An 11845-nucleotide genomic window follows, 5' to 3' on the forward strand; every position below is an offset into this window, starting at 1 on the left:
AACCGCCCGGCTCGGGCCGTGCTTACTGCTGGAACTGCTCCAGGTCGAAGCGGTCGGCGTTCATCACCTTGGTCCAGGCCGTGATGAAGTCCTTCACGAACTTCTCCTGGTTGTCGTCCTGGGCGTAGACCTCGGCGTAGCTGCGCAGGATGGAGTTGGAGCCGAACACCAGGTCGATGCGGCTGGCGGTCCACTTCACCTGATCGCCCTGGCGATCGCGCACCTCGTACACGCCGTTGCCCGCGGGCTGCCAGGCGTAGGCCATGTCGGTCAGGTTGACGAAGAAGTCGTTCGTCAACTGGCCCTCACGGTCGGTGAACACGCCATGCTTGCTACCACCATGGTTGGTACCCAGCACGCGCATACCGCCAATCAGCACGGTCATCTCCGGCGCGGTCAGGCCCATCAGCTGGGCGCGGTCGAGCAGCATCTCTTCCGGCTTGACCACGTAGTCCTTCTTCAGCCAGTTGCGGAAGCCATCGGCCAGCGGCTCCAGCGGTTCGAAGGAGTCGGCGTCGGTCATCTCGGCGCTGGCGTCACCCCGGCCCGGGATGAACGGCACCAGGACATCGTGACCGGCCGCCCGGGCCGCCTGCTCGATGCCCACGCTGCCACCCAGCACGATCAGGTCGGCCACGCTCGCGCCGGTCTCGGCGGAGAGCTGCTCGTAGACCTTGAGCACGCGGGCCAGGCGCTCGGGCTCGTTGCCTTCCCAGTCCTTCTGCGGCGCCAGGCGGATGCGGGCGCCGTTGGCGCCACCGCGCATGTCGGAGCCACGGAAGGTACGGGCGCTGTCCCAGGCGGTCGCGACCATCTCGGCGATACTCAGCCCGCTCGCGGCGATCTTCTGTTTGGCCGCCTCCACGGAATAGTCCGTGTTGCCGGCCGGCACCGGGTCCTGCCAGATCAGGTCCTCCTGCGGCGCGTCCGGCCCGATGTAACGGGTCTTCGGACCCATATCGCGGTGGATCAGCTTGAACCAGGCGCGGGCGAAGCAATCCTTGAAGTACTCGGGGTCCTTGCGGAAGGCGTCCATGTACTTGCGGTAGACGGGATCCATCTTCATCGCCATATCCGCATCAGTCATGATCGGGTTATGGCGGATGGAGGGGTCCGTGGCATCGACCGGCTTGTCCTCCTCCTTCATGTCCACCGGCTCCCACTGCCAGGCGCCGGCCGGGCTCTTCTTGAGCTCCCACTCGTGGTCGAGCAGGGCTTCGAAGTAGCCCATGTCGAACTGCGTCGGGTTCCTGGTCCAGGCGCCCTCGATGCCGGAGGTGATGGCGTTCGCGGCCTTGCCCTGCATGTTGGGGTTCTTCCAGCCGAAGCCCTGCTCCTCGACATCGGCGCCTTCCGGTTCCGGGCCCAGCGCGCCGGCATCGCCGTTGCCGTGGCACTTGCCGACGGTATGGCCGCCAGCGGTCAGCGCCGCGGTCTCCTCGTCGTTCATCGCCATACGGGCGAACGTCTCGCGCACCTGCTCGCCGGTCTTCAGCGGATTGGGCTTGCCGTTGACCCCTTCCGGGTTCACATAGATCAGGCCCATCTGCACGGCCGCCAGCGGGTTCTCCATGGTGTCGGGCTTCTCGACGTCGCCGTAGCGCTCGTCGGAGGGCGCCAGCCACTCCTTCTCCGCGCCCCAGTAGGTGTCCTTCTCGGGGTGCCAGATATCCTCGCGGCCGAAGGAAAAGCCGAAGGTCTTCAGGCCCATGTTCTCGTAGGCCACATTACCGGCCAGGATGATCAGGTCGGCCCAGCTGATCTTGTTGCCGTACTTCTTCTTGAGCGGCCACAGCAGGCGGCGCGCCTTGTCCAGGCTGGCGTTGTCCGGCCAGCTGTTGATCGGCGCGAAGCGCTGGTTGCCGGTGCCGCCGCCACCCCGGCCATCGGCGATCCGGTAGGTACCCGCCGCGTGCCAGGACATGCGGATCATCAGCCCGCCGTAGTGACCCCAGTCGGCCGGCCACCACGCCTGGCTCTCGGTCAGCAGCGCGTGCATGTCGTTTTTCAGGGCCTCGAAGTCGAGCTTCTTCACCTCTTCCCGGTAGTCGAAGTCCTCGCCCATCGGGTTCGTCTTGCGGTCATGCTGGTGCAGGATGTCCAGATTCAGCGATTCCGGCCACCAGTCCATCACCGAGTGACCGGCGGCCGTCTCGCCGCCGTGCATGACCGGGCACTTGCCCATGTTCTGATGCTCACCCATATCCTTCTCCTTGTTCGCTGCGTAGAGCGTGTTCGTGTTCGGGAAGCCACTATCCTTTCGTGATGGCCGGCTTCCGTGGGGGACCGCACGCCTTCTCCGCCTCTTCCCGGCTGCAGCCGGAGAACGGCGTGCTGTTTGTGTATCCCTGAAGGTAGGCCGCCCGAGTCATTGGTGCCAGTTGAGATTCACCATGATCGCGATAGCCCGACACTATCTCTCCACGGGCGAATGCACGGCGCGTGCGGCTACAGGATGCTCTCGATCGCGCGGCGCAGCTCGGCGGAGCCGGGGCCCGCCTGGCTGGGGAAATGCGCGACCACCCGACCCTCCCGGTCCACCACATACTTGTAGAAGTTCCAGCGCGGGGCGTCGGCCTGGCGCGCCAGCTCGCGGAAGATCGGATGGGCATCCGCGCCACGCACGCCAATCGGCCTGAACATGTCGAAGGTGACGCCAAAGTTCTCGAAGCACACCCGGGCGGTCTCGGCCTCGTCGTCGGCCTCCTGATTGAAGTCATGGGAAGGGAAGCCGACCACCTTCAGCCCCCGGTCCCGGTAGTCCTGGTGCAACTGCTCCAGACCGCCGAACTGGTCGGTGTAACCGCAATGGCTGGCCGTGTTGATGATCAGCAGCGGATGCCCCTGGAAACGTTCCTGCAGGTTGATCACTTCAGACGAATGCAGGCGACCCAGCTCGTGATGGAACAGGGCTTCGGTATTCGGCTCCGTGGCGCTTGCACAGGCCATCGGCAGCACCAGCAACAGGGAGGCGAACAGGGGCGCGAAACGGGACATGACACATCTCCACGGGGCCTCCACGGTCAGACCACCGGCGTGCCTTCGGGTTCTGCGGAAGGCCGGTTGGTCACGGCCAGGCCGGGATCGCGATGCCGTCGCACAGCCGCCGGGCCGAAGCGCCTGTCCGCGCCGGTCATGGCCTTGCGAGCATGTCGTGCGTACCCTTGTGGGCAACCATCAACAAGGGCCTCCGCCGATGATTGTCTACGCCCGCCCGCTCCTGCTGCTTGCCGTCATCCTGCCGCTGGCGACTGGCTGCACCGCCGTGAAGGTTGCCGGCACTGCCGGGAGCGCCGCTGTCAGTGTCACAACCGGAACCGTAAAGGCCACCGGCAAGACCGCCGGGGCGGTGGGACGCGCCGTCACCCCGGGCGGCAAGCAGGACGATGATGACGCCGATTGAAGTGTCCGGGGTCGGCCGCCCGCAGCGAACGGAACTGAAACGCGGTTCCTGACCGAAAGGGCCGCGCCGGACGGCCTTCATTCCCCGGCGTCCGTGCGGCCTCGTTCGCACGGCAGCCCGGCCCGCCACCAGGCGAACATGCCACCCTGAAGCTGACGGGCATCGTAGCCGTGCGCCCGCAGCTTGCGTACGGCCGGGATGCTGCGGTGTGCACTGAGGCAGATGGCCACCACGGGGCGTCCGCGATCCAGCTCCAGGCCGGACAGCGCCGCCTCGGAGAACCGCGTAATCGGGAGATGGCGGGCACCCGGGATGCGGCTCCGACGGTGCTCGACCCCGGTACGCACATCCAGCAACTGCACCTCGGCGTTTTCCAACGCCCGCGCCAGATCCTCCGGACTCATCTCCGGCACGCGGCCGAACGGTCGCCACTGGCTCCAATCCATCGCGATCACCTCCTGTCCACGATGCCCGTGGCTGACCCCAAGCGTACATCCGCCTGCGCTCGCGTGCGTCGAGAGTGGTTCATCGCCACACCGACACCTCGCGGGCCGCTCCGGCCGATTGCCACGGCCTCTGCGAGGCCTCGCAATGACGGGGCACGCCTCTGTGGGAGCGTGCTTGCACGCGAAGCCCCGGCCTGCGTCTGACTTTGGCAGGGATTTCGCGCGCAAGCACGCTCCTGCGGCGTTTAGCTCCACCGTGGCTGTCGCCCAAGGCTGTCTCACAGACAGTGGCTGGGTGGCACGGGTTACAGGCCAGAGTATTTGCGGGCGTTGCCGCGGGCCTTTTCGACGGGATACTTCCGGGCGTTCATCTCCAGTTTGTCGCTGGCGGCCTCGACCGGGTCGATATCGAGCTTTCGGGCCAGCAACAGGAGGTAGATCTGGACGTCCGCGATCTCCTGGCGCGCCGCCTCGTGGGTCTCGGCGGACAGGTGGCTGGACTGTTCCTGAGTCAGCCACTGGAAGTGTTCGATCAGTTCGCCGACCTCGCCCGCCAGTGCCATGGAAAGGTTCTTGGGCGAATTGAACCGTACCCGGTCGCGCGCCTCGACGAACGACTCCAGTTGCCGGGCGAGTTCCTCCAGCCTCTGTGCGCCGTCCGATTCCCCTTTCATCGCGCCCCCTTGATATCGATCGCCGCCCGGGTCGCATCGTACCCTCAACCAACGCCAGGCGTACCGCCCCATACAGCGGTGGCCCCGCGATTCCAGGCGTTGTTCACGAGTGCTCGCCGGCTACCGGCATAATCGGCCTTCAGCAACCGGGACTGCCCGCGGAACAAGGAACATCGCCCGATGGCGAGTGTAAAAAGTACCTGTTACGAGTGCGACGCCAACTGCGCGATCGACGTGACCCTGGACAACGCTGGCGAGCCGGTGAAGATCGACGGCCCCGACTGTCCGCGCTGCTACGTCCAGCTGGATCGGCGCAACCATCCCGAACGTCTGCTGTACCCGCTGCAGCGCACCGGACCGCGCGGCAGCGGCGAGTTCGAGCGCATCTCCTGGGACGAGGCACTGGACACCATCGCCGAGCGCCTGCGCGCGACCCGCGAGGAGCACGGCGCCCCGGCGGCCGCGTTCTTCGCCGGCTATACCAAGGAGGCGCGCCCGCAGCTGCAGCGCCTGGCGCATGCCTTCGGCTCGCCCAACTACCTGACCGAGAGCGGCTGCTGCTTCTCCTCGACCAAGGTGGCGGAGGAGGTGACCTTCGGCACCAAGATCAAGACCTCCTCCACCGTGGCCTCGGATGCGACCCGCTGCCTGCTGGTGTGGTCCACCAACCCGCGCGGGTCCATCCCGCCGTTCCATCAGCATGCGCTGGCCGCGGCACGCCCCGGCTGCGCCACGGTGGTGGTGGACCCGCGCGTGACCCCGCTGGCGGAGCAGGCCGAGGTGCACCTGCAGATCCGTCCGGGCACCGACGGGGCGCTGGCGCTGGGCATGCACTACCTGATCTTCGAGAACGGCTGGCAGGACCAGGCCTTCCTCGACGAATGGGGCAACGGGGTGGAGGCCTTCCGCGAATACGTGGCCGAATTCCCGCCGGAGCGGGTGGCGGCGATCTGCGGAATCGAGGCGGCCGATCTGCAGCGCGCCGCCGAGCTCTACGCGACCCGCGCCCCGGCGCAGATCATGCTCTCGCCCACCGCCACCGTGCAGCATTCCAACGGCTTCCAGAATCACCGCGCGGTGACCCTGCTGGCGGCGGTCACCGGCAACATCGACCGCGAGGGCGGCAACCGCTTCTTCAACGACAAGGTCACGCCGAAGCCGATCGACCTGTTCGACCACTGCAGGGAAAACCTGCCGCCGCGCATCGGCGACGAGACCTTCCCGGTGTGGACGGCCCACTGGCCGGCGGCGCAGAGCATGCTGCTGCCGGACGCGATCCTCGACGGCCGGCCGCAGCAGGTGCGCTCGCTGCTGGCGATGGGCATCAACACCGCGATGTGGCCGAACTCGAAGCGCATGGAACAGGCGCTGGGGGCGCTGGATTTCTTCGCCGTGTCGGACTTCTTCCACAACCCGGCCACGCGCATGGCGGACATCGTGCTGCCGGCCGCCACCAGCCTCGAGCGCCCGGCGCTGATCGCCTATCCCGGCTGCAACTTCCGGGGCGAGCTGCGTTACCGGCATCAGGCGGTGGACCCGCGCGGCGAGGCACGCGCCGACGCCGAGGTGTTCCTCGAGCTGGGCGTGCGCCTGGGGATGGCGGAGCAGTTCTGGAACGGCGATCTGGAGGCGAGCTGGGCCGAGGCCGCCGCGGGCATCCCCGAGACCATCCGCGAGCAGGTGTACAACGACCCGGACGGCGTGACCGTGTTCGCCAAGGCGCTGGACGACATGGTCGAGCACGGCTTCGAGGAGGGCGACCGCCAGTACCGCCTGCACGGCTTCCGCACGGTCAGCGGCAAGGTGGAGTTCGACGCCGCCGAGCTGCGCGAGGCCGGGCACGACGGGCTGCCGGTCTGGCGTGAGCCGGCCGAGAGCCCGGTTTCCACGCCGGAGCTGGCGCGCGACTATCCGCTGGTGCTGACCAGCGGCGCGCGCCACAAGCACGCTACCCATTCGCAGCACCAGTACCTGGAGCGCATGCGCCGGGCAATGCCGGAGCCGCTGGTGGAGCTGCACCCCGAGGATGCCGCGGCGCGCGGCATCGCTGATGGCGACACCGTGGAGGTGCGCTCGCCGCGCGGGCGGGTCGCCTTCGTGGCGAAGGTCACCGACCGCATCAAGCCCGGTGTGGCGCACTGCCAGCACGGCTGGAACCACGCCAACGTCAACGAGCTGACCGACGACCGCAACCTCGACCCGATCAGCGGCTTCCCCGCGTTCAAGTCGCTGCTGTGCGAGGTGGAACGCCTGCACGCCGGGCACGAGCAACGCCTGCCGGAGGCGGGCTGACCGTGCCCTTCGTTGGTGTTCTGCCCGAGCGCCGGCACCTCTTCCGGCCGCAGCCGCGTCGCGAGGTGGCGGTGTCGGATGCCGCCGCCTGGCGCTTGAACCCCGCGCATCGGCATGTCTACGACAAGCTGCGCCTGGCCCTGGATGCGGGCCTGACCGCCGCGCCCTGCGGGGTCGCGCCCACGGACCTGGGGCTGGACGCGGCGGACACGGTGTTCGTGAAGCCGATCACCAACCTCGCCGGCATGGGGCTGGATGCGCGTGCCCTGCCCGCTGGCGAGGTGCCGGCCGAGCCCGGCAGCTTCTGGTGCCAGCGCCTGGAGGGCGCCCACACCAGCACCGACTGCCTGGTGGAGAACGGCGAGGTGCGCTGGTTCGCCCACACCCGCGGCTCGGACGAGAAGGACGCCGCACGTCCGATCTACTGGGAGATCGGCGCCGCCGTGCCCGAGGTTGAGCCGTGGATCGCCGACTGGGTGCGGCGCAACCTGACCGGATACAGCGGCATCTACAACATCGAGCTGATTGGCGAGCGACCGATCGAGGCCCACCTGCGCGGCTCCAACGGCTTCTTTGACTTCTACGGCCCGGCCTTCATCCCGGCCTGGGTGGCGCTGGCAGACGGCGAACCGTTCACCCCGCCCCCGCCGATCCCCGGCGGCTTCGTCATCTCGGTATTCGGCGAGATCGAACTGCGGGACGCCGACTTCCGAGCCGCCGAGGCAGCCGGCGTGAATCTGCAGCCGGACCCGTCCACCCCGGGCCGCGCCGCCATCCTGCGCTGCCAGGATCGGGACGCCGGCTTCGCCCTCTACCAGCACCTCACCGGCCACACGCTGTAACCCCTGACGCCCGGCCCATAACCGCCGGCAGCCCGAGCGGGACAGGAACAACGTCGTGATCTGCTTGCGGCTGCCCCGGCAGCAGTCGCCAGCTGCGCAGGGCGGGGGTATGTTGGCGGCATGGAGATCGACCCCGTCATCCGCGAGTGGCTGCGCCTGGCCGGGCAGGCGCCCTCCTCGCACAACACCCAGCCCTGGCGGTTCCGCGTGGATCGCGCGGGAATCGAGGTCTGGACCGATCCGGCGCGCTCGCTGCCCGTGAACGACCCGACCGGGCGCGAGCGCATCATCAGCTGTGGCTGCGCGGTGCTGAACCTGCGCGTGGCCGCCGCCGCGGACGGCCAGGGCCTGAACGTGCGCCCGGAACAGGCGGGCGACGGCCCGTTCGTACGCCTGCTGACCGGGCACCATGGCGGGCCGGACCGGCAGGAGCTGGCGCCGCTGCAGGACTGGATCAGTGCGCGCCACTCCTGGCGCGGCCGGTTTCGTCCCGACGCACCCGCCCCGGACATCATCGCAACCCTCGTGCAGGCCGCCCGCCAGGAAGGGGCCTGGCTGCGCCCGGTCACGGACCCGGAATGCCGCGGGGAGGTCGCCGAGCTGGTCCGGGCGGCGACGGCGGCACAGTGGAAGAACCCGGCCTGGCGGCGCGAGCTGACGCACTGGATGCGCACGCCCTCGCGCGGCGACGGCCTGGCGGTCGGTCGGTTGAGCGGCGGTCTGACGCGCTGGAGCGTGCGCCACCTGGTATCCGCCCGGGCGATGGCCCGAGACGAGGCCCGCGCGGCCCGGGCCGCCCCGGTGCTGCTGGCACTGGGCACCGGGATCGAGGGCCCGATGCAGTGGCTGACGGCCGGGCAGGCCCTGCAGCGCGTACTGCTCGAGGCCGCGCGGCACGGGCTCTGCGCCCGTTATCTGAATCAGCCGATCCAGCTGGCCGAATGGCGCCCGAAACTCGCCGAACTGCTGGGCGAGGGCCAGCCACAACTGCTGTTCGCGCTCGGCCGCCCGGACGGCACGCCCCACCCCACGCCGCGACGCCCGCTGGACGAGATGCTGAAGCGCTGAGGGCAACGCCCGCCCGCGCTCCATTCGAGACGACACGCGGCAGGGGCATGAATGGCGTGCGCTACACTGAACCCCCGTTCACCTCCCGTCCGCCGCCATTAATCGTCATGCTGCTCACCCTGCTCGTTATGTTCGCCCTGCTGGGCCTTGGCCTGGCGCTGATGCTCTGGCATGCACGGCAGGTGTTTGCGGTGGAACTGCGCGATGGTGCGGCCCGCGTGCGGCGCGGCAAGCCACCGACCGCGTTCCTGCGCGGCTGCGAGGAGGTCGCGCGCCAGTTCCGGCTGAAGCGCGGCCGGATCACCGCCGTGCGCACCGACGCCGGCGTGCAGCTGCGTTTCTCCCGCGATCTCCCGAAGAAGACACACCAGGCCTTTCGCAACGTCTGGACACCCCCGCCGGGCGGCGGCGGTGGCGGCGGCATGCGGGCGACGGGATAACGCCGCACCGGCTTGCGGCCACGCTTCCGATCAATGGGCTCCCTTGAACGCCGGGCTGGCGCCGGTTCCGTCAAGCACGATTAGACTCCGCTAACCTCCTCGGTCCGGCACTGCGGCGCGGCGATGTGCTGTTCCAGGATCCGGCTCGCGGCTCGGATGAGTGAAAACGCAGGGGCCATGCCCGGCTCCCCCGGCCATCGGCCAGGGCGACCCATCGCCCGCCGCTTGGGCCATCCTGCCCCAGCAGCCACGGTGCCATCGCCGGCTCTACCCGATCGGCATGCTGCGTGTTGCCGGCATGCTGCCCAGGCGGGGGTGGTGTTCCGGCGGCCCGGGACCGACACTATGGGCACGCGGCAGACGGCCGCGAGGACTGCAAACCGCGTACCGCGCGGCCCGCTTAGGCAAAGGAAGGAGACACCTGCATGCTGCTGGCCCTGCTACTGATGATCGCGCTGCTGCTGGCAGCCGGTGCCGTGCTGATCTGGCAGGTCAGCATCATCTTCAGCATCGAGATCGAGGACGGACAGCCGCGGGTCCGCCGTGGCGACCCGCCAAAGTCGTTCCAGCACACGGTACGGGACGTGGTTCGCCGCTACGGCATCCAGCAGGGCCGCCTGACCGCCGTGCGCCGCCAGCAGGGGCTGCAACTGCGCGGATCGGCCTCGATACCCCGAGAGGCCAGATCCGAACTGCAGCACGCCCTGCAGCGCATCAAGGTAGGCCGCAAGCGCCGCAAGAAGCGGCGCTGACCGAATCCGTGCCCGTGGCTTGCGCGCCCGCGCCCGCTCCCACACCCGAGGAGACCGGCCAGCACGCCGGGGCCTGGTTCGTCTACCTGCTGGAATGCGCGGGTGGGCGCATCTACACCGGGGTGACACCGCGCCTGGCCGCCCGCATGGCGGCCCATGGCAGCGGCCGCGGTGCCCGTTTCACCCGGATGCACCGGCCCAGGCAGCTGCTCGCCGCGCGGCCTTTTGCCTCTCGTGGCGAGGCGCTGCGCATGGAGCTGCGCATCAAGCGCTACAGCCCCGCCGCAAAACGGGCCCTCGCCCGCGACTGGGCACACGCCGCCAGCATCTGCCGGCTGCCCTCGGCGACGTGACTACTCCAGCGGCTGCTGGCGCGAGTGCCGGAACTGCTCCTGCACCGAGGCGGAAGGCTTGCCGGTCAGCAGGCTCACCACGACGATGGCCACGGTCGCGAAGATAAAGCCGGGCAGCAACTCGTAGACGTCGAACAGCCCGCCCTCGGCCTGGTTCCAGAGGATCACGGTAACCGCGCCGACCACCATGCCGGCCAGCGCCCCGTTGCGCGTCATCCGCGACCAGTACAGCGCGAGGATGATCACCGGGCCAAAGGCCGCGCCAAAGCCGCCCCAGGCGTAGGCCACCAGGTCCAGCACCCCGGCCTCCGGCGCCATCGCCAGCAGCAGGGCCACCAGCGACACGCCCAGTACGGCGGCACGGCTGATCCACACCAGCTCGGTCGCCCCCGCCTCGGTGCGCAGGATGCCGCGGTAGAAATCGTTGGTGATCGCACTGGCGGAGACGATCAGCTGCGAGTCGATGGTGCTCATGATCGCGGCGAGGATCGCCGCCATCAGGATGCCCGCCACCCACGGGTTGAACAGCGCGCGGATCAGCTCGATCAGCACGGTCTCGCCGTCCGCCAGCGGCGCGTCGGCAAAGTAGGCGATCCCCATGTAGCCCGTGGCCACCGCGCCGATCAGGGCGAGGACCATCCAGGTCATGCCGATCAGCGTGGCGCGCGGCACGTCGCGCTCGGAGCGCAGCGCCATGAAGCGCGCCAGGATATGCGGCTGGCCGAAATAGCCCAGCCCCCAGGCCAGCAGCGAGATCATGCCGAGGAAGGTCATCCCCTGCAGCACCTGCACATGCGTCGGATCCACAGCGACGACCTCGCTCTGCACACTGCCCCAGCCACCGACCAGCACCACCGCGAACATCGGCACCACCAGGAGCGTCAGGAACATCAGGATGCCCTGCAGGAAGTCGGTCCAGCTGACCGCCAGGAAGCCACCGAGGAAGGTATAGCTGATGATCACGATGGCACCGACCCACACGGCGGTCTCGTAATCCATGCCGAACGAGCTCTGGAACAGCAGCCCGCCCCCGACCAGCCCGGCCGAGATATACAGGGTGAAGAACACCAGGATCACGATCGCGGAGACCACGCGCAGGATACGCGTGCGGTCCTCGAAGCGGTTCTCGAGGAAGTCCGGGATGGTCAGGGAGTCCTTCGCCAGCGCGGTGAAGCGGCGCAGGCGCCCGGCCACGAACAGCCAGTTCAGCAGCGCCCCGACCACCAGGCCCACCCCGATCCACAACTCGGACAGGCCGGACACGTAGACCGCACCGGGCAGCCCCAGCAGCAGCCAGCCGCTCATGTCCGAGGCCCCGGCGCTCAGCGCGGCCACCCCCGGTCCCAGGCGGCGCCCGCCGAGCACATAGTCCGACAGCGTGGTGGTCGTGCGGTAGGCCGCGATCCCGAGGACCAGCATGGCCGCCAGATAGGCGGCAAAGGTCACCAGGGTGGGCATCGGCATGTTGATCTCCATGGAGCGTCTCCTCGTATCAGGCCGATGGCCCTTGTTGTTGTGGTACTCGGTCGCGTCTCGATCGAGTGTAGAGGACGCCGTGCCGCCTGGAGGCCCCGC

Annotated in this window: 12 protein-coding genes; 7 read left to right on the forward strand and 5 right to left on the reverse strand. The window is 68.8% G+C overall.

What is annotated here, in order from left to right; genetic code table 11:
• Positions 1-22 precede the first annotated feature (22 nt).
• Together katG and D107_RS0108745 are read right to left on the reverse strand one after the other, a co-directional pair.
• Entirely contained in the window at positions 23-2203 is a 2181-nt protein-coding gene (gene katG, locus D107_RS0108735; RefSeq protein ID WP_018881275.1) for a catalase/peroxidase HPI, read from the reverse strand.
• Between the two features lie 245 nt (positions 2204-2448).
• Positions 2449-2997: a glutathione peroxidase gene (locus D107_RS0108745; protein ID WP_018881276.1), complete on the reverse strand. Its 549-nt coding sequence runs from the start codon at positions 2995-2997 to the stop codon at positions 2449-2451.
• A 199-nt stretch (positions 2998-3196) separates the two neighbouring features.
• On the opposite strand from D107_RS0108745, the gene D107_RS0108750 reads away from it, so the two are divergent.
• The gene (locus tag D107_RS0108750; protein WP_018876426.1) at positions 3197-3403 is read left to right on the forward strand and encodes a hypothetical protein; all 207 of its coding nucleotides are present in this window, start codon (positions 3197-3199) and stop codon (positions 3401-3403) included.
• Positions 3404-3480: 77 nt separating this feature from the next.
• Here the strand turns inward: D107_RS0108750 and D107_RS0108755 are convergent, their stop codons facing one another.
• Together D107_RS0108755 and D107_RS0108760 are read right to left on the reverse strand one after the other, a co-directional pair.
• Entirely contained in the window at positions 3481-3849 is a 369-nt protein-coding gene (locus D107_RS0108755; RefSeq protein ID WP_018878058.1) for a rhodanese-like domain-containing protein, read from the reverse strand.
• 305 nt (positions 3850-4154) lie between these two features.
• On the reverse strand, positions 4155-4523 hold the full coding sequence (locus D107_RS0108760; RefSeq protein ID WP_018881277.1) for a nucleotide pyrophosphohydrolase: 369 nt from the start codon (positions 4521-4523) through the stop codon (positions 4155-4157).
• 180 nt (positions 4524-4703) lie between these two features.
• Here D107_RS0108760 and D107_RS0108765 point away from each other — a divergent pair, with 180 nt between their 5' ends.
• The 6 genes from D107_RS0108765 (at position 4704) to D107_RS0108795 (ending at position 10270) form a co-directional block, all read left to right on the forward strand.
• A complete protein-coding gene (locus D107_RS0108765; RefSeq protein WP_018881278.1) occupies positions 4704-6815 on the forward strand; it encodes a molybdopterin-dependent oxidoreductase in 2112 nt (703 codons plus the stop codon).
• 2 nt (positions 6816-6817) lie between these two features.
• Positions 6818-7657: a hypothetical protein gene (locus tag D107_RS0108770; RefSeq protein WP_018881279.1), complete on the forward strand. Its 840-nt coding sequence runs from the start codon at positions 6818-6820 to the stop codon at positions 7655-7657.
• 120 nt (positions 7658-7777) lie between these two features.
• Entirely contained in the window at positions 7778-8725 is a 948-nt protein-coding gene (locus D107_RS0108775; RefSeq protein ID WP_018881280.1) for a nitroreductase family protein, read from the forward strand.
• Between the two features lie 107 nt (positions 8726-8832).
• Positions 8833-9165: a DUF3634 family protein gene (locus tag D107_RS0108780; protein WP_018881281.1), complete on the forward strand. Its 333-nt coding sequence runs from the start codon at positions 8833-8835 to the stop codon at positions 9163-9165.
• Positions 9166-9590: 425 nt separating this feature from the next.
• Positions 9591-9917: a DUF3634 family protein gene (locus D107_RS0108790; protein ID WP_018876437.1), complete on the forward strand. Its 327-nt coding sequence runs from the start codon at positions 9591-9593 to the stop codon at positions 9915-9917.
• 14 nt (positions 9918-9931) lie between these two features.
• Positions 9932-10270 carry a GIY-YIG nuclease family protein gene (locus tag D107_RS0108795; RefSeq protein ID WP_018865731.1) on the forward strand — a complete coding sequence of 113 codons (339 nt, stop codon included), beginning with the start codon at positions 9932-9934 and terminating at the stop codon, positions 10268-10270.
• Here D107_RS0108795 and putP read toward each other — a convergent pair whose 3' ends face one another.
• Positions 10271-11746: a sodium/proline symporter PutP gene (gene putP / locus D107_RS0108800; RefSeq protein WP_018881283.1), complete on the reverse strand. Its 1476-nt coding sequence runs from the start codon at positions 11744-11746 to the stop codon at positions 10271-10273.
• Positions 11747-11845: the final 99 nt, after the last annotated feature.

The sequence above is a fragment of the Thioalkalivibrio sp. ALE30 genome (genome assembly GCF_000377465.1).
GTDB lineage: Bacteria > Pseudomonadota > Gammaproteobacteria > Ectothiorhodospirales > Ectothiorhodospiraceae > Thioalkalivibrio.

Bases quoted from the DNA above. Each gene is read 5' to 3' on its own strand.
- katG (WP_018881275.1), bottom strand. From the start codon at position 2,203: ATGGGTGAGCATCAGAACATGGGCAAGTGCCCGGTCATGCACGGCGGC.
- D107_RS0108745 (WP_018881276.1), bottom strand. From the start codon at position 2,997: ATGTCCCGTTTCGCGCCCCTGTTCGCCTCCCTGTTGCTGGTGCTGCCG.
- D107_RS0108750 (WP_018876426.1), top strand. From the start codon at position 3,197: ATGATTGTCTACGCCCGCCCGCTCCTGCTGCTTGCCGTCATCCTGCCG.
- D107_RS0108755 (WP_018878058.1), bottom strand. From the start codon at position 3,849: ATGGATTGGAGCCAGTGGCGACCGTTCGGCCGCGTGCCGGAGATGAGT.
- D107_RS0108760 (WP_018881277.1), bottom strand. From the start codon at position 4,523: ATGAAAGGGGAATCGGACGGCGCACAGAGGCTGGAGGAACTCGCCCGG.
- D107_RS0108765 (WP_018881278.1), top strand. From the start codon at position 4,704: ATGGCGAGTGTAAAAAGTACCTGTTACGAGTGCGACGCCAACTGCGCG.
- D107_RS0108775 (WP_018881280.1), top strand. From the start codon at position 7,778: ATGGAGATCGACCCCGTCATCCGCGAGTGGCTGCGCCTGGCCGGGCAG.
- D107_RS0108780 (WP_018881281.1), top strand. From the start codon at position 8,833: ATGCTGCTCACCCTGCTCGTTATGTTCGCCCTGCTGGGCCTTGGCCTG.
- D107_RS0108790 (WP_018876437.1), top strand. From the start codon at position 9,591: ATGCTGCTGGCCCTGCTACTGATGATCGCGCTGCTGCTGGCAGCCGGT.
- putP (WP_018881283.1), bottom strand. From the start codon at position 11,746: ATGGAGATCAACATGCCGATGCCCACCCTGGTGACCTTTGCCGCCTAT.